Annotated in this window: 22 protein-coding genes and 1 pseudogene; 7 read left to right on the top strand and 16 right to left on the bottom strand. The window is 61.6% G+C overall.

Annotated elements, in window-relative coordinates; all coding sequences use genetic code 11:
• Positions 1–491 precede the first annotated feature (491 nt).
• Positions 492–2,639 carry a polyribonucleotide nucleotidyltransferase gene (gene pnp / locus AC0L26_RS21365; RefSeq protein ID WP_354489049.1) on the top strand — a complete coding sequence of 716 codons (2,148 nt, stop codon included), beginning with the start codon at positions 492–494 and terminating at the stop codon, positions 2,637–2,639.
• A 91-nt stretch (positions 2,640–2,730) separates the two neighbouring features.
• Entirely contained in the window at positions 2,731–3,744 is a 1,014-nt protein-coding gene (locus AC0L26_RS21370; protein WP_473634374.1) for a class I SAM-dependent methyltransferase, read from the top strand.
• A gap of 40 nt (positions 3,745–3,784) precedes the next feature.
• Here AC0L26_RS21370 and fabI read toward each other — a convergent pair whose 3' ends face one another.
• The 3 genes from fabI to fabA form a co-directional block, all read right to left on the bottom strand.
• Entirely contained in the window at positions 3,785–4,597 is an 813-nt protein-coding gene (gene fabI, locus AC0L26_RS21375; protein ID WP_473634375.1) for an enoyl-ACP reductase FabI, read from the bottom strand.
• A 28-nt stretch (positions 4,598–4,625) separates the two neighbouring features.
• Positions 4,626–5,846: a beta-ketoacyl-ACP synthase I gene (gene fabB, locus AC0L26_RS21380; protein ID WP_473634376.1), complete on the bottom strand. Its 1,221-nt coding sequence runs from the start codon at positions 5,844–5,846 to the stop codon at positions 4,626–4,628.
• A gap of 112 nt (positions 5,847–5,958) precedes the next feature.
• Positions 5,959–6,477 carry a 3-hydroxyacyl-[acyl-carrier-protein] dehydratase FabA gene (gene fabA, locus AC0L26_RS21385; protein WP_352934021.1) on the bottom strand — a complete coding sequence of 173 codons (519 nt, stop codon included), beginning with the start codon at positions 6,475–6,477 and terminating at the stop codon, positions 5,959–5,961.
• 242 nt (positions 6,478–6,719) lie between these two features.
• Here fabA and irrA point away from each other — a divergent pair, with 242 nt between their 5' ends.
• Positions 6,720–7,151: an iron response transcriptional regulator IrrA gene (gene irrA / locus AC0L26_RS21390; RefSeq protein ID WP_006337949.1), complete on the top strand. Its 432-nt coding sequence runs from the start codon at positions 6,720–6,722 to the stop codon at positions 7,149–7,151.
• 61 nt (positions 7,152–7,212) lie between these two features.
• Here irrA and AC0L26_RS21395 read toward each other — a convergent pair whose 3' ends face one another.
• Positions 7,213–7,770, bottom strand: a complete 558-nt coding sequence (locus tag AC0L26_RS21395) for an SH3 domain-containing protein (protein WP_473634377.1) — start codon at positions 7,768–7,770, stop codon at positions 7,213–7,215.
• Positions 7,771–7,927: 157 nt separating this feature from the next.
• Between AC0L26_RS21395 and AC0L26_RS21400 the strand changes: the two genes are divergently transcribed.
• A complete protein-coding gene (locus tag AC0L26_RS21400) occupies positions 7,928–8,929 on the top strand; it encodes a 2-hydroxyacid dehydrogenase (RefSeq protein ID WP_352934016.1) in 1,002 nt (333 codons plus the stop codon).
• A gap of 18 nt (positions 8,930–8,947) precedes the next feature.
• On the opposite strand, the gene AC0L26_RS21405 is transcribed toward AC0L26_RS21400, so the two are convergent.
• The 9 genes from AC0L26_RS21405 to AC0L26_RS21445 all read right to left on the bottom strand — a co-directional run bounded on the left by AC0L26_RS21405 (position 8,948) and on the right by AC0L26_RS21445 (position 18,743).
• Positions 8,948–9,430, bottom strand: a complete 483-nt coding sequence (locus AC0L26_RS21405; protein WP_473634378.1) for a GNAT family N-acetyltransferase — start codon at positions 9,428–9,430, stop codon at positions 8,948–8,950.
• A 3-nt stretch (positions 9,431–9,433) separates the two neighbouring features.
• On the bottom strand, positions 9,434–10,183 hold the full coding sequence (locus AC0L26_RS21410; RefSeq protein WP_473634379.1) for a molybdopterin-synthase adenylyltransferase MoeB: 750 nt from the start codon (positions 10,181–10,183) through the stop codon (positions 9,434–9,436).
• A 153-nt stretch (positions 10,184–10,336) separates the two neighbouring features.
• Positions 10,337–11,506 carry a DNA replication/repair protein RecF gene (recF, locus tag AC0L26_RS21415; RefSeq protein WP_473634380.1) on the bottom strand — a complete coding sequence of 390 codons (1,170 nt, stop codon included), beginning with the start codon at positions 11,504–11,506 and terminating at the stop codon, positions 10,337–10,339.
• Positions 11,507–11,531: 25 nt separating this feature from the next.
• Positions 11,532–12,650 carry a DNA polymerase III subunit beta gene (dnaN, locus tag AC0L26_RS21420; protein WP_473634381.1) on the bottom strand — a complete coding sequence of 373 codons (1,119 nt, stop codon included), beginning with the start codon at positions 12,648–12,650 and terminating at the stop codon, positions 11,532–11,534.
• A 292-nt stretch (positions 12,651–12,942) separates the two neighbouring features.
• The gene (dnaA, locus tag AC0L26_RS21425; protein ID WP_473634382.1) at positions 12,943–14,487 is read right to left on the bottom strand and encodes a chromosomal replication initiator protein DnaA; all 1,545 of its coding nucleotides are present in this window, start codon (positions 14,485–14,487) and stop codon (positions 12,943–12,945) included.
• Between the two features lie 840 nt (positions 14,488–15,327).
• Positions 15,328–15,594, bottom strand: coding sequence for a 30S ribosomal protein S20 (gene rpsT, locus AC0L26_RS21430; RefSeq protein ID WP_023802137.1), 267 nt, complete (start codon positions 15,592–15,594; stop codon positions 15,328–15,330).
• 179 nt (positions 15,595–15,773) lie between these two features.
• On the bottom strand, positions 15,774–16,547 hold the full coding sequence (locus AC0L26_RS21435) for an enoyl-CoA hydratase (protein ID WP_473634383.1): 774 nt from the start codon (positions 16,545–16,547) through the stop codon (positions 15,774–15,776).
• 56 nt (positions 16,548–16,603) lie between these two features.
• A complete protein-coding gene (gene mutM, locus AC0L26_RS21440) occupies positions 16,604–17,512 on the bottom strand; it encodes a bifunctional DNA-formamidopyrimidine glycosylase/DNA-(apurinic or apyrimidinic site) lyase (RefSeq protein ID WP_473634384.1) in 909 nt (302 codons plus the stop codon).
• Positions 17,496–18,743, bottom strand: coding sequence for a phosphopentomutase (locus AC0L26_RS21445; protein ID WP_473634385.1), 1,248 nt, complete (start codon positions 18,741–18,743; stop codon positions 17,496–17,498). Before AC0L26_RS21445 ends, mutM begins: the two co-directional genes overlap by 17 nt.
• Before the next feature lie 293 nt (positions 18,744–19,036).
• Here AC0L26_RS21445 and AC0L26_RS21450 point away from each other — a divergent pair.
• Positions 19,037–19,399 (top strand): annotated as a pseudogene (locus AC0L26_RS21450) (PhnD/SsuA/transferrin family substrate-binding protein); the annotation flags it as partial.
• Here the strand turns inward: AC0L26_RS21450 and AC0L26_RS21455 are convergent.
• From AC0L26_RS21455 to AC0L26_RS21465, 3 genes are all read right to left on the bottom strand, one after another.
• Positions 19,351–19,974 (bottom strand): TadE/TadG family type IV pilus assembly protein, encoded by a 624-nt coding sequence (locus tag AC0L26_RS21455; RefSeq protein ID WP_473634524.1) that lies wholly within the window; start codon positions 19,972–19,974, stop codon positions 19,351–19,353. The pseudogene AC0L26_RS21450 and the gene AC0L26_RS21455 overlap by 49 nt on opposite strands.
• 36 nt (positions 19,975–20,010) lie before the next feature.
• Positions 20,011–20,571 carry a TadE/TadG family type IV pilus assembly protein gene (locus AC0L26_RS21460; protein ID WP_352933985.1) on the bottom strand — a complete coding sequence of 187 codons (561 nt, stop codon included), beginning with the start codon at positions 20,569–20,571 and terminating at the stop codon, positions 20,011–20,013.
• 151 nt (positions 20,572–20,722) lie between these two features.
• Entirely contained in the window at positions 20,723–21,145 is a 423-nt protein-coding gene (locus AC0L26_RS21465) for a pilus assembly protein N-terminal domain-containing protein (RefSeq protein ID WP_352933982.1), read from the bottom strand.
• Positions 21,146–21,498: 353 nt separating this feature from the next.
• Here AC0L26_RS21465 and AC0L26_RS21470 point away from each other — a divergent pair, with 353 nt between their 5' ends.
• A complete protein-coding gene (locus AC0L26_RS21470) occupies positions 21,499–21,693 on the top strand; it encodes a Flp family type IVb pilin (protein WP_352933979.1) in 195 nt (64 codons plus the stop codon).
• A 157-nt stretch (positions 21,694–21,850) separates the two neighbouring features.
• Complete coding sequence (locus tag AC0L26_RS21475) at positions 21,851–22,369, top strand: A24 family peptidase (protein ID WP_473634386.1); 519 nt, start codon at positions 21,851–21,853, stop codon at positions 22,367–22,369.
• Positions 22,370–22,376 lie beyond the last annotated feature (7 nt).

The raw sequence follows: 22,376 nt of genomic DNA on the forward strand, positions 1-22,376 counted from the left end.
GTATGATGCTGCATAGCAAGCAATTGTGATCGGTGCCGTATCGTCGCAGGCGGCGCGCGCCCAGACCCCGCCTCGGGGGGGCCCCGGGGGGGGCCCCCCCCCCCCCCCCCCCGGTCGCGCATTGGAGCATCGGATTTATCCGACGCTCCGATCAAGGAATAGGGCGCCGTGTGTCACCTGGACGCGCAGAGGGACGCTCTGAAAGTTTGAATTTGCGCATGGTGCCTTCCGAAGGCTGCGGCTTTCGGGATCGTGCGCAAGGCCAGTCGGATCGATTGGCCAGACCCGGTTTCGAAATAGCACAGGGCCATTCGAAACCGCCCATGGACGGTCATGGGGCAGGATTGCAGGACGCTCGCGCGGCAATCGCGCCGGATTTACCCGAGCTTCCCGTTGTCTTGCCCGTGGCTGCCCGAGAAACGAAGCCAAGGGGAAGGGGCATTCGCGCACGGTGAAACGGCGCGGCCCTTTCCGCATATGAAGGACAAGACATGTTCAATCACCACAAAGTGGAAATCGAATGGGGCGGCCGTCCGCTCATCCTCGAAACCGGCAAGATCGCGCGCCAGGCTGACGGCGCGGTGCTCGCCACCTACGGCGAAACCAAGGTTCTCGCCACCGTCGTTTCGATGAAGGAGCCGAAGCCCGGTCTCGATTTCTTCCCGCTGACCGTCAACTACCAGGAAAAGACCTATGCCGCCGGCAAGATCCCGGGTGGCTATTTCAAGCGCGAAGGCCGTCCGAGCGAGAAGGAGACGCTGGTCTCCCGCCTCATCGACCGCCCAATCCGCCCGCTCTTCGCCGACGGCTACAAGAACGACACGCAGATCGTCGTCACCGTCGTCCAGCACGACCTTGAGAACGATCCGGATATCCTGTCGATCGTCGCCACCTCGGCGGCCCTGACGCTGTCCGGCGTTCCCTTCATGGGCCCGATCGGCGGCGCCCGCGTCGGCTACATCAACGGCGAATATGTGCTCAATCCGCATGTCGACGAGATGCAGGAATCCAAGCTTGACCTGGTCGTCGCCGGCACTGCCGATGCTGTGCTGATGGTCGAGTCCGAAGCCAAGGAACTCGGTGAGGACCTAATGCTCGGCGCCGTCATGTTCGGCCATCGCGGCTTCCAGCCGGTGATCGACGCGATCATCAAGCTCGCCGAGGTTGCCGCCAAGGACCCGCGCGATTTCACCGCGCCGGACTATTCGGCGCTTGAAGCCGAGATGCTGAAGATCGTCGAAGGCGAGCTTCGCGATGCCTACAAGATCACCGACAAGCAGAAGCGTTACGCCGCCGTCGACGCCGTTAAGGCGAAGGTCAAGGCTGCGTTCGTACCTGCCGAAGGCGAGGAAGCAAAATACACGTCCGAACAGATCGGCACCGTATTCAAGGAGCTCCAGGCCAAGGTCGTGCGCTGGAACATCCTCGACACCGGTTCGCGCATCGACGGTCGCGACCTGAAGACGGTCCGCAAGATCGTCTCCGAAGTCGGCGTCCTGCCGCGCACCCACGGCTCGGCGCTGTTCACCCGCGGCGAGACCCAGGCTCTGGTCGTTGCCACGCTCGGCACCGGCGAGGACGAGCAGTACGTCGATTCGCTGACCGGCATGTACAAGGAGAAGTTCCTTCTTCACTACAACTTCCCCCCCTATTCGGTCGGTGAAACCGGTCGCATGGGTTCGCCCGGCCGCCGCGAAATCGGCCACGGCAAGCTCGCCTGGCGCGCCATCCGGCCGATGCTGCCGAGCGCCGACCAGTTCCCCTACACGTTGCGCGTGGTCTCGGAGATCACCGAATCCAACGGTTCGTCGTCGATGGCCACCGTCTGTGGCACTTCGCTGGCGCTGATGGACGCCGGCGTGCCGCTGGCCAAGCCGGTCGCCGGCATCGCCATGGGTCTGATCAAGGAAGGCGAGCGCTTCGCGGTGCTCTCCGACATCCTCGGTGATGAGGATCACCTCGGCGACATGGACTTCAAGGTTGCCGGCACCGCCAACGGCATCACCTCGCTGCAGATGGACATCAAGATCGAGGGCATCACCGAGGAGATCATGAAGATCGCGCTGGACCAGGCCAAGGACGGCCGCCAGCACATTCTCGGCGAAATGGGCAATGCGCTCTCCGGCGCGCGTTCCGAACTCGGTGAGTTCGCGCCGCGCATCGAGGTCATGCATATCCCGACCGACAAGATCCGCGACGTGATCGGCTCGGGCGGCAAAGTCATCCGCGAGATCGTCGAAAAGACCGGCGCCAAGATCAACATCGAGGACGACGGCACGGTCAAGATCGCCTCGTCCAACGCCAAGGAGATCGAGGCGGCGAAGAAGTGGATCCACACCATCGTCGCCGAGCCGGAAGTCGGCGAAATCTATGAGGGCACGGTCGTCAAGACCGCCGACTTCGGCGCTTTCGTCAACTTCTTCGGTCCGCGTGACGGCCTCGTCCACATCTCGCAACTCGCCAACGATCGCGTCGCCAAGACCTCCGACGTTGTCAAGGAAGGCGACAAGGTATGGGTCAAGCTGATGGGCTTCGACGAGCGCGGCAAGGTCCGCCTGTCGATGAAGGTCGTCGACCAGGCCACGGGCAAGGAAATCGCCCGCGACAAGAAGGCCGAAGGCGAAGAAGACGCCGCCTGAGCGATCTGACGATACAATCGAAGCGGGCGCGCCGAAAGGTCGCGCCCGCTTTCATTTTCAAGACAAGCCAGCTGCATTTCGAGATCGAAAAATGTCCGCCGAGCCGCTGAAGACACTGTTCCATCCGTTCGAGGCCGAGGCTGTCTCCCTGCCGCGTGAGGGCGAGCGTGTTCTCTTTCTCGGCGCTGAGCCCGGTTTCCGCCTGCCCGCAGGCTTCGATGCAGCACTGCATCTGGTGCAAGGCTTCCGCCCGCATTTTCGCACGCTGCAGAGGGCCGGCTTCACGGTCACGCCGCGCTTGGAGGGCGAAGGTTTCGATGCGGCACTGGTGCTTGCCGGCCGTCATCGCGGGCAAAACGAATTGCGCATCGCTGAGGCGATTGAGCGTGTGAGGCCGGGCGGATCGATTATCGTCGCCGGCGCCAAGGACGATGGCGTTGCCAGCCTGCGCAAGCGCACCGACGAACTTGTGCCGCTCGATGGTCATTTGCCGAAACATCACGGCATCGCCTTCTGGCTCCGCCGGCCGGTCGATGCGGCGGCCGCTGCAGCACTTTGCGCCGCCAATCCAGCCCTTCTGGTCGAGGGCCGCTTCCGCACCGCACCAGGCATGTTCTCTTTCGACAAGATCGATGCAGGTTCGAGATTGCTGGTGGACAATCTGCCCGGCGACCTGCGTGGCAATATTGCCGATTTCTGCGCTGGCTGGGGCTATGTGGCGGCAGAGGTCGCCGCCCGCCCACCCGGCATCTCGGCGCTCGATCTCTATGAGGCGGAGTTCGATGCGCTGGAGGCGGCGAAAGGCAATATCGGCAACACAGCGGCCGAAGTAAATTTCTTCTGGATCGATCTTTTGAGCGAGCCGGTCGAGCGCCGCTATGACGCCATCGTCATGAACCCGCCCTTCCATCGCAGCCGCGCGGCCGAGCCGGAGATCGGCGCCGGCATGATCCGCGCAGCGGCGAAGGCGCTAAAGCCGGGTGGGCGGCTGTTCATGGTGGCGAACCGTCAGCTGCCCTACGAGCCGGTGCTGGCAGCCGCCTTCTCCAGCCATATCGAGATCGCCCGAGACGGGATGTTCAAGGTTCTCGCAGCGCGACGCTGAGGCGAAGTTCACCGGACCAAGCCAGCTTCTGCGGGCCGAATTATTCCCGGCTGGTATCGGTCTGCTTCAATTCCTCGAGCGCCGGCATCGATACGATGTGGTAGCCGGAATCGACATAGTGGATTTCGCCGGTGACGCCGGATGACAGGTCGGACAGGAGGTACAGCGCGGAACCACCGACTTCGTCGATGGTCACCGTACGGCGCAGCGGCGAGTTGCGCTGCTGGTAGGAAAACATATGGCGTGCGTCGGAAATCCCAGCGCCGGCCAACGTCCGCACCGGCCCTGCCGATATGCCGTTCACCCTAATGCCGCGCGGGCCGTAGTCGTTGGCAAGATAGCGGACGCTGGCTTCCAGCCCGGCCTTGGCCACGCCCATGACGTTGTAGTTCGGCATGACGCGGACTGAACCCGCATAGGTCAGCGTGATCATCGCGCCGCTGTCCTTCATCAGCGTCGCGGCATGACGCGCGACCTCGGTGAAGGAGTAGCAGGAGATGACCATTGTGCGGACGAAATTGTCGCGGCTGGTGTCGGCGTAAAGGCCCTTCAGCTCGTTTTTGTCAGAAAAACCGATGGCATGGACGACGAAGTCCAGCCCGCCCCAGGCCTCACCCAAGGTCTCGAAGGTAGCGGCAACCGATGCGCTGTCCTCGACATCGCAAGGCACGACCAGCGTGGAGCCGAGCTTATCGGCAAGCGGCTTGACCCGGCGCCCGAAGGCTTCGCCCTGATAGGTGAAGGCGAGTTCCGCCCCATGTTCGGACAGTTTCCGAGCGATGCCCCAGGCGATGGAATGGTCGTTGGCGACACCCATGACAAGCCCGCGCTTGCCCTTCATCAATCCGTCCATGGTCGGCAATCCTTAAAAAACGCGGGCCTTACGCGGAATAACGCTGGAAAATCAGCGTTGCGTTGGTGCCACCGAAGCCGAACGAATTGGACAAAACAGTGTCGATCCTGGCGTTGTCGATACGCTCCCGCACGATCGGCATGCCTTCGAATTCCGGATCGAGCTGCTCGATATGGGCGCTCTCGCCGATGAAGCCGCCTTGCATCATCAAGATCGAATAGATCGATTCCTGCACGCCGGCTGCGCCCAGCGAATGGCCGGTCAGTGATTTCGTCGAGGTGATGAAAGGCATCTTTTCGCCGAACACCTCGCGGATCGCGCCCATTTCCCTGGAGTCGCCGACCGGCGTCGAAGTGCCATGTGTGTTGATGTAGTCGACTGGCGAAGAGGTGGTCGCCAGCGCCTGCCGCATGCAGCGCACCGCACCTTCGCCGGAGGGCGCCACCATGTCATAGCCGTCGGAGGTAGCGCCATAGCCGACGATCTCGGCGTAGATCTTGGCGCCGCGTGCCTTGGCGTGCTCGAGCTCTTCCAGGACCAGAACGCCGGCGCCGCCGGCAATGACGAAGCCATCGCGGGCGGCGTCATAGGCGCGCGAAGCGGCCGATGCCTTGTCGTTGAACTTGGAGGACATGGCACCCATCGCGTCGAACAGGTCCGACATCGTCCAGTCGAGATCCTCGTGACCGCCGGCGAAGACCATGTCCTGCTTGCCCCACTGGATCAGTTCGTAGCCATTGCCGATGCAATGCGCCGAGGTCGAGCAGGCCGAAGAGATCGAATAGTTGACGCCGTGGATCTTGAACCATGTGGCGAGCGTCGCCGAAGCGGTCGACGACATCGCCTTCGGCACGGCGAACGGGCCGATGCGCTTGGGGCTGCCGTTCTTGAGCGTGATCTCGGCCGCTTCGACGATGGCTCGGGTCGATGGTCCGCCCGATCCCATGACGATGCCTGTGCGCTCATTGGTGATATCACTCTCGCCAAGTCCAGCGTCCGCGATCGCCTGGTCCATGGCGACATGGTTCCAGGCCGCACCCTGCGACAGGAAACGCATGGCGCGACGATCGATCATCGCGGAGGGGTCGAGCGTCGGCGCTCCCCACACTTGGCAGCGGAAACCATGTTCTGCGAATGAATCGGAGAAGCTGATGCCGGACTTGGCATCGTGGAGCGAGGCCTGCACCTCGTTGGCATTGTTGCCGATCGACGACACGATGCCGAGGCCTGTCACTACGACCCGTCTCATTCGCAACTCCTTCCAGTGCATGAAACCTGTCGGACAAGGATCATGCGCAAATTAAAGTTCTACAGCTTCCTTTTGCGCGTCCGGTGGACTCGCGACGCTGTGGCGGCGCCGGTCAGGCGGCAGCCGATTGCTTGGACAGACCCACCTTTAGATCCGTTGCTGCGTATATGGGTTCGCCATCCGCCTTCAGCCAGCCATCGGCGATACCAAGCACCAACCGCCCGCGCATTACGCGCTTGAAGTCCACGCCATACTCCACCTTCTTGACCGACGGCGTCACCATTCCCTTGAACTTCACCTCGCCGGTCGACAGCGCCATTCCCTTGCCCGGCTCGCCGAGCCAGCCGAGATAGAATCCCGTCAATTGCCACATGGCGTCGAGCCCCAGGCACCCCGGCATGATCGGATTGCCGATGAAGTGGCAGGCGAAAAACCACAGGTCCGGCTTGATGTCGAATTCTGCGCGGATGAAGCCCTTGTCGAAGGCACCGCCCGTCTCGCTGATTTCGGTGATGCGGTCGAACATCAGCATCGGCGGATAGGGGAGCTGGGCGTTTCCAGGTCCGAACAGCTCGCCGCGGGCGCAGGCAAGCAGTTCTTCGTAGCCGTAACTGGATTTCGAAACCGCCATCAATCTCTTCCCCGTAATCGTCCGGGCGGTAGTGCGCCCTTGTCGTTGGTTTCCTAACACAATCTATTTCAGGCCGGAAACCGGCGTTTGCGCTTAACCTGCCCGTCTGCCTGGGTCAATGCGCGCTATTGATCGTATTCGGCCGACAGAATATATGTCGGGGGGTGTCTAGTTTCGGTCAATGTTCGTTTTTTGCCATTCTGGGCATACGTTGGGGCGAAACTGTGAGCTTGGACGGATAGATGGATCTAGGCTGCCGGAAGGAAAACGTCGCTGTGGACAAGCGGGTTCGCGAAGCTGGCCTGAGGCCGACGCGTCAGCGCATAGCGCTGGCCGATCTGCTTTTCGCCAAAGGCGACCGTCATCTGTCGGCCGAGGAGCTGCACGAGGAGGCGATCGCCGCCGGCGTGCCGGTGTCGCTCGCCACCGTCTACAACGCCCTTCACCAATTCACGCAAGCGGGCCTTCTGCGTATTCTGGCCGTCGAAGGGTCGAAGACCTATTTCGACACCAACACCTCCGATCACCATCATTTCTACATTGAAGGCGAAAACAGGATCTTCGATATCGCCAGCGGCCCTGTCACGGTTTCCAACCTGCCGGAGCCGCCGGAAGGCATGGAGATTGCCAATGTCGATATCGTGGTGAGGCTGCGTCCCAAACGCTGCGATTGACCGGCGCTTCATTGGGCCGCGAGATACTTCCCGGCCGCTAGATCATGATCCCGATCCGAAGTCAGTTCTTGACCCGTTCGCCCGGATAGGCGCCCCAGACAAGCGACTGAGCCAGCCAACCGGTGTGGCCGTCGAAGGTCATTTCGCACCACTGGCCGTCGCAGGACTTGATCGTGCCCATAACGCCCGGCTCGATGATCGCGACGATGCTGGCATCCTTTTCTGGGTCGTTAAGAAGGTTGATTCGGGCATCCTTGCCGCGCTGCCAGGGTGCCACGATCGCCGTGCGGCGGCCTGAAAGCAGAGACTGGTTGATCCAGCCTTCCGAGCCGTCGGCATCGCGCACACGACGCCAGGTGTCGAATTCCTGGATGATCTCCATAGGTAGGCCGGGCTTCATGTACATCCAGTCGACGGAATAGTTGACGCCCGGTCCAACGCGGGAGTTGACGCGGGCCGATTTCAAGCTGACGAAACGCGGTAGCGGCAGGCCGCTCGGCCCGAGCGTGACACTCTGGGCGGGTGCTGCGGCATTCTGTGCCGCCGCATGCGGAGAACAAAGAAGGGCGCCGAGAAATGCTGCGCTGAGGGCCAGGCGGAGCGACGCGAAACCAGACACTTTCATTCCTTTCGGCGCCGGCTCATCGGCCTTGGCGCCCCTTTTTCTTTGTCTTCGGCGGAACCTCTTGTTACATGGAGAACTGGCACCGCGACCGGCCTCCAGTTTCGCCTGTCTTGGTTAAAGAGGTCTCAACGAGGTCGGGTTCGAGGAAACAATGGTAGGCAGAAAAAGGCCCCTCGTCGTCATCACGCGCAAGCTGCCCGACCCGGTCGAGACCCGCATGCGTGAGCTGTTCGACGCCCGGCTGAATGTCGAAGACAGGCCGATGACGCAACCGGAACTGGTTGCGGCGGTCAAGGAAGCCGACGTGCTGGTGCCGACCATAACCGATCATATCGACGCAGCTCTGATCGCCCAGGCCGGCGACAACCTCAAGCTGATCGCCAATTTCGGCAACGGCGTCGACAAGATCGACGTGGCGGCGGCAGCGAAGAAGGGCATCACCGTCACCAACACGCCGAACGTTCTGACCGAAGATACAGCCGACATGACCATGGCGCTGATGCTGGCGGTGCCGCGCCGGTTGGCAGAAGGCGCCAACGTTCTGACCGGCGACAAGAAATGGGCGGGCTGGTCGCCGACGTGGATGCTCGGCCGGCGCATCTGGGGCAAACGTCTCGGCATTGTCGGCATGGGCCGTATCGGCACCGCTGTCGCCCGGCGCGCCAAGGCTTTTGGGCTGTCGATCCACTACCACAACCGACATCGCGTGCTGCCGGCGGTCGAGGACGAGTTGGAGGCGACCTACTGGGAAAGTCTCGACCAGATGCTTGCCCGCATGGACATCATCTCGGTCAATTGTCCGTCGACGCCGGCAACCTTCCATCTGCTCTCGGCGCGGCGGCTGGCGCTTCTGCAGCCGTCCGCTTACATCGTCAACACGGCGCGCGGCGACATCATCGACGAGGACTCTCTGGTCAAGCTGATCCAGGACGGCAAGATCGCCGGCGCCGGCCTCGACGTCTACGAGCATGAGCCAGCGCTGAACAGCAAATTGCTGAAGCTCGCCGCCAAGGGCAAGGTCGTGCTGTTGCCGCATATGGGATCGGCGACGCTCGAAGGCCGCATCGACATGGGCGAGAAGGTGATCATCAACATCCGCGCCTTCTTCGATGGCCACCGCCCGCCGGACCGTGTACTGCCGCTGCGGACGTGACTTAACGTCAGCGAAAACTTACGAAAGCACCTTGCGCATGGTGATCGAGGTCGGACGGTAGTAGCCCTTATGCGCCGTCCGCTCCGTTTCGCGAAAGCCGAGGCGGGCAAAGGCCGCGTGATTTGCGGTCAGTTCGACCCGCGTCTGAAGCTCGATAGCAGGCTTGCCGCGATGGCGGGCAAGATCCTCGACTGCCTGCATCAGCTGCCTGCCAATCCCTTGTTCCTGAAAGCCGGGTTCGACCGCGAGCTTTCCGACATAGAAGTCATGGGCCCGCTCCAGAACAAAAACGCAGCCGACGACGCCGCCGCCGTTCAGCGCTGCAAAAGCCGTTTCTTGCCTGGCCTTGTCCCGGAGGTTTTCGACCGTGAGCCGATGCGCCGAGGATGGTGGATCGATGACGCCGTCCATCGAGGCGAAGGCGCGCATGATCAGCGCCAGCAACTCGTCCCAACGATCGAAATCGGCCGGAAGCTGCTCGACGGAAACCGGGCTGCCCAAGATCTAGCTTCTCTTGTAGCGGATCGTATCGAAGCGCGCCGTCAACGCATCGTAAAGCAGCAGCCGGCCGACCAGCGGCTCGCCGATGCCGGCAATCAGCTTGATCGCTTCCATCGCCTGCAGCGTGCCGACGACGCCGGTCAGCACGCCGAGCACGCCGGCCACAGCGCAGGACGGCACCAGGCCAGGTGGCGGCGGCTCCGGAAAAAGATCACGATAGCTTGGGTTCGGCCTGCCGTCCGCGCCGGTCTCGAACGGTTTCAGTACGGTTACCGAACCGTCGAAGCGGCCGACGGCGGCATGCACCAGCGGCCGCTTTTCGGCGGCGCAGGCATCGGCGACCGCATAGCGTGTTTCGAAATTGTCGGAACCGTCGACGACGATGTCGTAGAGGGCGACGAGGGCAGGGGCGTTGTCCGCCGTCAGCCTGAGATTGTGCAGTTCCACGGCTACGTTGGGATTGATGCGGGCGATTGCCGCTTTGGCACTGTCGGTTTTCGCCATGCCGACGGTGTCGGTGCCGTGGATCACCTGTCTTTGCAGGTTTGACAGCGAGACGCTGTCGTCGTCGACGATGCCGAGCGTGCCAACGCCGGCGGCGGCAAGATATTCGAGCACCGGCGCTCCCAGCCCGCCGGCACCGATGACCAGGACCCGCGCACGCTTCAGCCGCTGCTGGCCGGCGCCGCCGATTTCGGGCAGCACGATGTGGCGGGCATAACGTTCAAGCTCTTCGTCTGTCAGAGGTGTCATCGGCAGACCTTATCGCGGCACAAAAATCTTGTCAGGCGTCAATGCATGTCGCCCAAAAGTGCGCAGCGGTTTTGGATAACGACATGCATAAGGTTCAAATGCATGTCGCCCAAAAGTGCGCAGCGGTTTTTGGGATAACGACATGCATAAGGTTCAAATGGTTGGCTCAACCGTACCATGATCGACCGTCAGGAACTGCGCACGCCCCTTGAGACTGGAAAACAGCGCCGCATCGGTCCCGGTCATGAAGGCCTGGCAGTTCAGCTCTTCGAGGATCGAGAACAGCGCGGCGCGCCGGCCTGCGTCGAGGTGTGCGGCGATCTCATCGAGCAGCAAGATCGGCGTCATGCCCGACATCTCGCCGGTCAGCCGGGCATGCGACAGGACCATGCCGACCAGCAGCGCTTTCTGCTCGCCGGTCGAACAAAGTTCAGCCGGCATCGCCTTGGGCCGGTGCCGCACCACGAGATCCGAACGGTGCGGGCCGTCGAGCGTGCGCCCGGCGGCGCGGTCGCGCTCGCGGCCCTCGGCAAGAGCGCGGCGGAACCGCTCCTCGACATCGACAGCTGCGGAAGTGGCGACTTCACTTTCCAATGCACCCGACAGGCCGATGTCGGCTTGCGGAAACGGACCGGCGCTTGGCAGCCTGTCGATCATGGCAGCGAGCAGTCGTACCAGTTCGGCACGCGCGGCGGCAATCGCCACGCCGGTTTCGGCCATTTGGGTCTCGATCGCATCGAACCAGGCGCCGTCGCGCGAGCCTTCGGCGAGCAACCGATTTCGGCCGCGCATGGCTTTCTCGTAGTCGAGCGCGCGCTGGCCATGGCCGGGATCGATCGCCAGCACCTGCCGGTCGAGAAAACGCCGGCGGTCTGCGGCCGGCCCGGTGAACAGTGCATCCATCGCCGGTGTCAGCCAGACGACACGCAGCCATTCCAGCATGTCCTCCGCCGAGCGCGCAGCCGCGCCATTGATCCGCACCCGCCGCCCGCCCTCGCCGGCGGTGTCGCCGCCTGCAATGCCGGTGCCGATCTCGACCGCGCCGTCCGGCCCATCGAGCCGGGCATGGAGGGCAAAGCCGCCGTCGCCGCCTTCGCGCGCCACATCGGCATAAGGCGCACGGCGCAGGCCGCGACCCGGTGTCAGCAGGGAAATCGCTTCGAGCAGATTGGTTTTGCCGGCGCCGTTGTCTCCGGAAAAAACCACGGCGCCAGGATTGAGATCGATCGACAGCGTTGCATAGTTGCGGAAATTCGTAAGTGATAACTTACTTATATGAGTCTGCTGCTGGTCGCGCTCAGATTGCTTCGCAACTCCGGTCATGACAGCAAGATGGCCTCGTTCAGGCCTATACCCGCATCGGCATCAGCACGTAGAGCGTGGTTTCATCGGCCGTATCGTGGATCAACGTTGGCGAGCCGGCATCCGCCAGCATGAATTTCGCCTCAGTGCCGGTCAGTTGGGCGGCGACATCGAGCAGATATTTGGCATTGAAGCCGATTTCGATCGCGTCGGACGAATAATCCGCAGCCAGTTCTTCGGTGGCGCTACCCGAATCCGGGTTGTTGACCGCAAGCGTGACCTGGCCTTCCCCAATCGAAAGCTTCACCGCCCGGCCACGTTCGGAAGAAATGGTCGAGACGCGGTCGACGGCGGCGGCGAAACTCTGACGGTCGATGATCAGCTTCTTGTCGTTGCCGGTGGGGATGACCCGCTGATAGTCCGGGAAGGTGCCGTCGATCAGCTTCGACGTCAAAACGACGCTGCCGATGGTGAAGCGGATCTTGGTGTCGGACAATTCGGTGGTGACGGCGACATCGGGGTCATCGACCAGCTTTTGCAGCTCGCTGACCGTCTTGCGCGGAATGATGATGCCCGGCATGCCTTCGGACCCTGCCGGTGCGTCGATCTCGGCGCGCGCCAGCCGATGGCCGTCGGTCGCGACCGAGCGCAGCTTCAGTTTGCCGTCTGCGTCATGCGTGTGCAGATAAATGCCGTTCAGGTAATAGCGCGTCTCTTCGGTGGAGATGGCGAACTGGGTCTTCTCGATCAGGCCTTTCAGCGCAACCGAATCGAGCCGGAAGATGTGCGAGAACGATCCGGCCGAAAGCTCCGGGAAGTCGGATTGCGGCAGACACTGGAGACGGAAGCTCGAGCGGCCCGAGGTCACGGTCATGGCGTTGCCGTCCTCGTCGGTCTTCAGCATGACCTCCGCACCGTCGGCTAGCTTGCGCACGATGTCGTAGAGCAGATGCGCCGGAACCGTCGTCGCCCCGCCGCGCTCGACTTTGGCGGGCGTGGCTTCGGTCACCTCCAGATCGAGGTCGGTCGCCTTCATTTCGAGGGTGGCGCCTTCGGCGCTCAGCAGCACGTTCGACAGGATCGGTATGGTGTTGCGCCGCTCGACCACGCGATGAACGTGGTTGAGCGACTTCAGGAGATTTGACCGTTCCAGGATAACACGCATGACGAACAGGCTCGCTTGAATGAATGAGCGGGTCTCCGGCAAGCGGCGCCCCGCGAAAGGTCTGAACAGGCTCAGAATCTGCACAAACTGACAGGAAAAAACCCGCAAACGCAAGCCCGCGCTGCCGGTTCGGGCCGGTTACGTGGGCTTTTTGGGGATAAAGCTGGCGAAGCCCGCAAGCCAAGCTTGTCGCCCAAAAGTGCGCAGCGGTTTTGGGACAACGACATGCATAAAAACAAAGATTTCAAGCGCGTCGCAGCTATCCAAACGCGACGCGCTTCGTCTTGGTAGGTCAGGCCTGATCGTTGATCAGTCTTCTCAGCAATTCGAGCTCCTGCGCCAGCGTGTTGTCGACGCCGGAAAGATCCTCGATCTTGCGCACGGCATGCAGCACCGTCGTGTGGTCGCGGCCACCGAAACGCCGTCCGATCTCCGGCAAGGAGCGCGGTGTCATTACCTTCGACAGGTACATCGCAACCTGCCGCGGCTTGACGATGGTGCGCGTGCGCCGGTTGGACAGAAGCTCTGTCTTCGACACATTGTAGTGGCGCGCGACGATGCGCTGGATGTCCTCGATGCGCACCCGCTTCGGCTCGCCCGAACGATAGATGTGGCCGAGGATCTCGTCGATGCGGTCGATGGTGATCTGCGGTTCGAACGATTGGCGGAACAGAAGCTGGTTGAACGCACCTTCCAGTTCGCGTCCGCTGCCGGTCACCGTGCGAGCGACATGGTTGAGGATCTCCTCGGAGATGTCGAGCGATGCATCGTCGGCCTTGGCGGTTGCAAGGCGCAGCTTGAGCATGCCGATGCGCATGGCGAAGTCCGGCGCCGACATTTCGAGCGCGACGCCGCCGTTGAGGCGCGAGCGGACGCGGGGCTCCAGCGATTCCAGTTCCGACGGTGGCCGGTCGGCGGCAACCACCACCTGCTTGGCGCTGTCGAGCAGCATGTTGATAAGATGACAGAATTCATGCTGGATCGATTTGCCTTGCAGGAACTGCATGTCGTCGATGATGAGGAGGTCGATGTCGCGCAGCTGTTCCTTCAGCGTCAGCGCGTTGTTGTCGCGGATCGCGGTGGCGAACCGCCACATGAAATATTCAGCCGTGAGATAGACGACGCGCGACTTTGGATTCTGCTTCAGCGATTCCGCCGCGATCGCCTGCAGCAAGTGCGTCTTGCCCAACCCCACCGTCGCGTGAAGAAAGAGCGGATTGAAGCGCACGGCGCTCGACTGCGATTCCGCCACCGCCTTGGCGGCAGCGAAGGCCACCCGGTTCGACGGCCCCTCGATGAAGGAGCCGAATGTGTAACGCGGGTCAAGCGGCGAACCGAGCACATTGTGCTTGAACTCGGTCTCTCCAGGCATTCCCGGCCGAGGTGCCGGCATCCGCTCCACCCTGCCGGGTCCCACTGTTCCCGCGGCCAGCGCCGTTTGCGCTTGCCTGGTCATTTTGCGCGCCGGGGCCATTTCGGGCTCGACGCCGTTGCGCCCCGGGCGGGTAGCGGTGCGCACGACGATCTCGATCTTGAGGACTTCGGGGTCCTCGTGTTTCCACAACTCGGCGATGAGGTCTAGATAGTGGCCATTGATCCACGAGCGCAGGAAGGCAGTCGGCACCGAGATTCGGACGATGCCCCGGGATGCTTCCGCGACCTTCATGCGCCCGAACCAGCTCGAATAAACTTCGGTTCCCAGACGCGCCTTCAACTGGGCCTTGACCCGGTCGAACTTCTGTTCCGCTTCGTTGGAAGCCGACATAGTCTCCCCTTCGGTTAAGGTTCCAGGGAATGGGAGGTCGCCCGTAAGCTCCCTTTCGACGCCGCTCTGCATGATCGAGTTCCTTGTCCTTTTGTACCTTTTTCCGCCGGGGATACGCCTCCTGCATCCACGTTTCCGGCGACCGTGTCTTCGCTGCGACACCACCGCCGCCGCCGGCAGATGATGTCGCCTCGTTGTCAGGGGTCGGCGCCGGCTCCTCAGAGCCAGCCCGTTTGGGCATGTCGGGGCAGCACAATGCCGTCCGGCGAAACGCCGGCGCGTCATTGACCTGCCATACAATTACGCCAATCCCCTACCGTATCGAAAGACAACCAAACCCGTACGCGGAAATGATCCACGTCATGAATTCTGCCATTTTTGCTGGCCGATTCAGGCTGGGTTAAGGGCCAACGGCCCGTCCCTCTCGATAGACCGACATTAACGAAATCGTTGTGGATAGGGCAAGGCCACGACTAACGGATTTTTAAGGAATGTGGTTAGCGCTGACGGGTTCGGACCCTGTGTTGCACGGGTGTATTTTGACAAAGCCATTGTGATTCAAACCCTTTTCCGGCGAATATGAAAAAGCCCGCGCCGCGCGAAATTTTCTGAAATAATTTTCTTGACAGGCAATTGTCCCCCATCCCCTGCATGCGATGTGAACAAGTTGTGGACGGACCACGAATAAACCACTGAAAAATAACGGTAATTTTTGCCGGCGGATATTTTCCTAGCGGGCGCTTTCAGCGGCCTCGAATATCAGCGGGCATGTATATGCCGGCAAAGCATTTTGAACATTGAAGTCCGCGCAGAGGTGTGGTTTGCGAGCATTCTTTTTAAGTACTTGCCGGCAAACGAAAAAACCCGGCGCGAGCGGCCGGGTTTGAAGAACACCAGTTCGGGAAAGCTATATCAAGCTGAGAGCACTTTGAGCCGCTGGGCCAGGCGCGACACCTTGCGGGATGCCGTATTCTTGTGCACCACGCCCTTGCTCGCGGCGCGCATCAATTCCGGCTCCGCCACTTTGAAAGCGGCCTGCGCCGCAGCCTTGTCGCCCGAGGCGAGCGCCTCTTCGACCTGGCGGATGTAGGTCCGCACGCGCGAGCGGCGGTTCTTGTTGATCGCCGTGCGACGGGCGATCTTGCGCGTTGCCTTTTTGGCCGAGGAGGTATTGGCCATGATGCCTCTCTTCTGATCTGGTGGCGCATGCGAGATGCCGCAGGGCGCAAAAACAAACGGGCAGCCACAGGGCCGCCTCGGTTGGTGCGGCTTATAGTTCAGCTTTTCCGGCGCGTCAACGCTGCTTCGCCTTCTTTTTGGCCGCCGCTGTCGCTCGGTTCCAGCCGCTGCCGCACGATCTACCGATTCGCAAAATTCGGCTTCCGCTTCTCGGCAAAGGCGGCCATGCCTTCCTTCTGGTCGTCGAGCGCAAACAGCGAATGAAACAGCCGGCGCTCGAACCGCAGACCTTCGGCCAGTGTCGTTTCATAGGCGCGGTTGACGGCCTCTTTCGCCATCATCACCGACGGCAGCGAAAAATCGGCTATCTTGGCCGCCGCTTTCAACGCTTCCTCGATCAACTCGCCGGCAGGCACGACACGCGATACCAGGCCGCAACGCTCGGCCTCCGCCGCATCCATCATTCGCCCGGTCAGGCACATGTCCATCGCCTTCGACTTGCCGACGAAGCGGGTCAGGCGCTGCGATCCGCCCATGCCCGGCATGACGCCGAGCGTGATCTCGGGCTGGCCGAACTTGGCGTTGTCGGCGGCAATGATGAAATCGCACATCATCGCCAGTTCGCAGCCGCCGCCGAGCGCATAGCCGGCCACCGCCGCGATAACAGGCTTGCGCGCGCGGGTGAACTCTTCCCACCCGACAAAGAAATCCTGCACATAGGCGTCGACAAAGGAGATCGCCTGCATTTCCTTGATGTCCGCACCCGCGGCGAAGGCCTTTTCGGAACCGGTGATGACCATCGCGCCGATGTCGGCATTCGCACAGAAGCCGTTCACGGCCGCGACCACTTCCGCCAGAACCTCCGAGTTCAACGCATTGAGCGCCTTCGGCCGGTTCAGCGTGATCAGCCCGACCTTGCCACGGGTTTCCACGATGATCGTTTCATAGGCCATGACTGTATCTCCTCGCTCGGTCATCTAGCTTACATCCGGCGTGCAACTCTCGCGGTTCACACCTGACAGGTCCGGCAATAGAACGTGGAACGCCCGCTTTGCACGGTGCGCTCTATGTCGCCGCCGCAGCCGTGCTTGGGGCAGGGTTCACCCTCGCGATCATAGACCGCGAAGGAATGCTGGAAATAGCCCAGCGATCCGTCGGTCTGCACATAATCGCGCAGCGACGATCCGCCGGCGGCGATCGCGTCGGCGATCACCGCGCGGATTGCTTCGGCCAAGGCGTCGCTCTGCTGTTTGGCAGTCTTTCCAGGCTTTGCGATGGTGCCCGCCTCGCGCAGCGGCGACAGGCCGGCACGCCACAGGGCCTCCGACACATAGATATTGCCGAGCCCGGCGATCAGCCGCTGATCGAGAAGTGCTGCCTTCAGCGGCGCCCTCCGGCCCTTCAGCAGCGAGGCGAGCAGCCTGCCGTCCAACGCATTGCCTGTCGGCTCGACGCCCAGCCCCGCCAGCATCGGATGCGTGTCGGGCGCCCCTTCCGAAAACAGCATGAAGCCGAAGCGGCGCGGGTCGTTGAAGATTACGCGCGATCGGCCGCCTCCGGGAGAAACGACATGGAAGACGACATGGTCGTGCACTGCGCTTTTCGAGCGCTCGTGATAAAACGTGCCCAACATTTCGCTGCTATCGGGCATTTCGCTTTCATCAGACATTTCGATGCGGAACGAACCCGACATGCCGAGATGGCAGATCAGCACCGGACCGCCTTCCAGATGCATCGTCAAGTATTTGGCCCGGCGACCGAGCGCCGTAATCGTCTTGCCGGTCAGCCTCTCCAAGAATTTCTCCGGAAACGGAAAGCGCAGGTCGGGCCGGCGTGCCTCGACGCGGGCGATGCGGGCGCCTTCCAGCACCGGCTGCAGGCCGCGCCGGACCGTTTCGACCTCAGGCAACTCGGGCATGGCCGCCTATCGTTGCATAGAAGGAGGTGCCATGGTGGCCGCGTGCCAGCCCGAGATGTTCGGCGACGGTTTCACCGATGTCGGCGAAGGTTGTTCTGAGGCCGATGTCGCCGCCAAAACCCGGTCCCGTGCCGATCACCGGAATGCGTTCGCGCGTATGATCGGTGCCGTGCCAGGTCGGATCGTTGCCATGGTCGGCGGTAAGGATGAGAAGATCGCCGCGCCTCAGCCTTGCAAGTGCCTCCGGCAGCCGACGGTCGAAGGCCTCGAGCGCGGCGGCATAGCCGGCAACGTCACGCCGATGGCCGAACTCGGTGTCGAAATCGACGAAATTGGCAAAGACGAGGTCGCCGTCGCCCGCATCATCCATCGCGCCGAGCGCCTTGTCGAACATCGCCATGTTGCCGGCGGCTTTGCGCACTTCCGAAATGCCGCGATGGGCGAAGATGTCGCCGATCTTGCCGACCGCTATAACCCGGCCGCCGCGCGCCGTCAGCCGGTCGAGCAGGGTCGGTTCGGGCGGCGGCACCGAATAGTCCCGGCGATTGTGCGTCCGTTCGAAGCTGGCGGCGGTTTCGCCAATGAAAGGCCGCGCGATCACCCGTCCGACGTTCAGCGGATCGACCAGCCTGCGCACCACCTTGCAGAACTCGTAGAGCCGCTCCAACCCGAAGTGGACTTCATGCGCGGCGATCTGCAGGACGGAGTCGACCGAGGTGTAGCAGATCGGTTTGCCGGTGCGGATATGGTCCTCGCCGAACCGCTCGATGATCTCGGTGCCCGGGGCATGGCAGTTGCCGAGAATGCCCGGCACCCCTCCTTCGCGGATGATCGCTTCGGTCAGATCGGCTGGAAAGGCGGGAACCGTGTTCGGGAAATAACCCCAATCGAAGCGGACTGGTAAGGCAGCGATTTCCCAATGGCCCGATGGCGTGTCCTTGCCGCTCGAAATCTCCTGCGCCGCGCCATGGAAGGCGGAGACGAGCTTGGCCTTGCCGCCATTGTCGCTGCTTAATCCTAGCGCGGTTTTCGCCGCGTGACCGAGACCGAGCGAGAGCATGTTGGGCACGAAAAGCGGCCCTTTGCGAAGCCCCTCGCGATCCGCCCGCCCTTCCGCGCAGGCTCTGGCGATGTGTTCGAAGGTGTTGGAACCGGCGTCGCCATAGCGCTCGGCGTCGGCCGCGCCGCCGATGCCGAAGGAATCGAGAACGAAAAGGAAGGCGCGCGCCATTGCAGGGCTTCATTATTGTTGTTTGTCTGCCCAGACATAGGGTTCCGCGCCGCCCTTGGCAATTCGGAACCAGACGGCTTGGCGCGATAGTTGAGATGTGGCGAAATGCCGGCGTGGGCATGATCGACAAAACAGCGAGGAGAGTACATGAGGCGCGCCTTGAAGGCCTCTGCGGCCATCATGACGATGCTGGGCGCGTCCTGGTCAAGTCAGGTGCTTGCCGATTGGCGGGATGACATCGGCACGTTTCGTGTCGGCATCGTTGCGCCGGCGGCGGCGATAATAGGCCGGACGTCACGGGCGGTACGGTGGCCAGGCTGGAAGTGGCAGGGCTTTCGAAAGCAGCACTTCAGGTCGTGTGGACGTCTGGCCTGCTGAGATATGGTCCCCATGCTGTCCGCAGCGATATCGACCCCGAAGCCAAACGGCGGCTCACCGTATTTCTTATCAATCTCAGATCGACGTCGCCGGATGCATACGACCTTCTGGAGCAGAAAACATTCCGGCGGCTTCTCCGTCGCCAGCCCGAAGGATTACGCGATGGCCGCAGCCATCGTGCGCCTGGTGTCAGGCAACGGCCAATAGCAATGGAGTCGGCGCCGTCGTTTCAGCAGGTGCCGCAGGGAATCGTCGGGCTCCCGCGGGGCCTGAGATAATAGGTTTCGCCCATCGATATCGAATCAAAGGCCGAACTCAACCCAAGGCGCCTTTTGCCGTCCGCCGACCAGGCGATGATCGGCTTATAAACGAGATCGCTTTCGACGCGGATGAGGAAGGTGTTCCTGACCTCGAGGGCCGGTGGAACCGTAGTGATGGAGGTCTTGGCATCGCCGGCGCCGAAGCCGCCATTGGCCATCATCTTGCGCGACCAGACGACCTTTACTTGCGGTGGCGTGTCGGGCGTGACCTCTATCGCCGTGATGGTGATTTCCGGGGTCGACCGGTTGTAGGGCTGAAGGGTGGAGTTGCCGATCTGCATGATTGCATCGAGTTCGGCTGCCTCGACGGTCCGCTGCTGGGTGACGAGATCTGCGACCATGCTGCCGATGCGACTGACTTTCTTGCTGGTCTCGATAGCTTGCGAGGCTTCCATGGTCATGAAGTACATGATCAACAGGACGGGTACGATAAAGGCAAACTCAATCGCCGCGACACCACGGCTATCGCAGCAGAACCGAATGGCTTTCGTGCCAATCCCAACCGTCCCAAAAAATGCCCCCACGCGCCCCATTCCCTCGTCCCTTTCCATTCACACAACGATGCGGTTTCAGTTGTCGAACGGCTCGTTTTGCCAGGTCACCGACGCGAAATGCAGCGTTTTGCTGTCTTTCAGATTGGCCATCGACTTGGCCATGAAATCGGTCATGACGGGCCATTTGTAAAAAACCCGCAGCATGTTTATTGACTCAGCTGGGCCCGGGGATACCGTGAATGTCGCGGGGTCCGTGCCCGTCAACACGATGTCGCCGTCTTGATTGATCTTGAAGCCCGCCTTGGCCGCATCGGCGAAGGCTGGATATTCGCGCAGATCCACCTCCAATCCGGGACAGTCTTTGGCAACCATGATCTCCAGCCGGCTGCAGATCATGGTCTTCAGCGTGGCCTCGTTCATGTCGGCTGCCTTATCTTGGCCCGTCCGCAGCCGGCGCGCGACATCGTCGGTGATGTTGGCCATCACCTCTTGCCCGGCAAATGAAATGCAGCTCTCCAGTATGGCAAAGACCAGGAGCGCAAACGGCACGGCAAGAAAGGCGAACTCCAAAGCCGTGCTGCCGCGCCGATCGCCAAGGAATCGTGCCGAAAAGCTTGCTCGTCCTGCCTTGCTCATGTCTCGTGCCTGCCGATCCTGAAGGGGTGTCAGCGGGAACATTAGCGAAAACCCATTGAAGTGCGGTTTGGATGATCGCTAAATTTGACGGGGTGCTTTTAACCGACTGATAACTGAGCGGTATTTCAGCGGGGCGAAAACCGCCCAGTCGCTATCTGCCGGCGCTCATCTCGGCCTCGGAGGCCTTCTCCGCATCGCTTTTATACGAGCTTTCGCAATACGGTGTGCAGGACATGGTCTGTATTTCGGCACGCCGATAGATGCGCACCGAGGACGCGTCCTGTCGCACCACGGTGATCTGCTCGTCAACGATCGGACGGCCCTCTTGATCGAGGACGACGAGGTTGGTGACACCAAAGCCTTTGCCGGTCAGCACGATCGTCGAAGCATCCTGCACGGAGGCATCGGCGATCGCCGGATTGCCGACGACGATCGTATCGGCGGCTCGCGACAATTTGACGATCTTCGCCTGGTTCATCGTGACCTCGATGCCGGCACCAGCCTTGGCCGGCAAGACGAAGGCTGCGGCAGCAAGAAGCGCGGCAATCGGAAGGGACGATCTCGGTCCGGTCATTCAAGCGCTCCACGGCGGCAAATTGCTCAACGGAACATGAACGAGATTGGTGAAGCAACAGTTAAGCGGGCGGCAACCGCGATGATGTCGGGATCGGCGTCGTGATCGCCTCGAGCGGGTCGTCCCTTTGCCAAGTCGCCAAACTGCGCCTTTCGCGGCGTTGATGCGCCTGTCGGGTCCATGAGGCGTCACTTAGATACGGTTAACCACGCAATGTCATCGAACCCCGAAAGGAATCGGTAAGACTGTTTATTAAGCCGATCGAAAGAGCTTCTCCGTAGATTGGCAATATCCGATCAGCCGCCAAGAGAAGTTGACGGAATTGCTGTAACACCTGGAGTAGGAGCTCTCGAATGTCTAATCTCATTGCACGTTTTGTGAAGGACGAATCCGGCGCGACCGCTATCGAATACGGTCTGATCGCCGCTCTCATCGCACTCGCCATCATGGTCGGCGCCGGCGCGCTGGGCGATAGCATTAACGCCAAGTTCACCGATATCTCGGATACGGTGGGCGATGTCGCCGTCCCCGCTGCCCCCGCCCCGTAATAAACAACGACGTTTAGTTGTTTTCCGGATAAGGGCCGCCTGACAGGCGGCCCTTATTTAATCCTATCGCTCGATTTGAGTTTTCGGCCTCATCAATCGTTAATCGAGCATACCTAGCTTTAAGACCAGCTATAGTTCGCCCACAGGCGCCGCACCGATGCTTGAAGCCCTGATTTTTGTCGTCTTTCCGTTCTGCATGCTTTTTGCCGCGATCTCCGACATGCTGTCGATGACGATCGCCAATCGCGTGCCGGTGCTGCTTGTGGCCGTCTTTGCCCTGGTCGCGCCGTTGACGGGCATGGACTGGGCTACCTATGGCTGGCATTTTGCCGCCGGTGGCATGGTTCTCGCGGTGACGTTCGGTCTGTTTGCGCTCGGCGGCATGGGAGGCGGCGATGCCAAGCTGCTGGCCGCCACCGCCCTCTGGATGGGACTCAATGTCCATCTCGTTCAATATCTTGTAGCCTCGGCATTCATCGGCGGGTTGCTGACGCTCGCCATACTCGTCTACCGCAAATCCCCGCTTGCAGCCGTTACAAGCCACAATCCGTTCTTACGCCACTTGGCGGATGGTACGGCTGGCGTTCCCTATGGCATCGCGCTCGGCATTGGCGGCTTGCTCACCTTTCCGAATTCGCCATTGATGGCATGGGCACTCGCAAGGCTGGCGGCCTAGTTTCTCG

Source organism: Mesorhizobium sp. WSM4823, assembly GCF_055811195.1.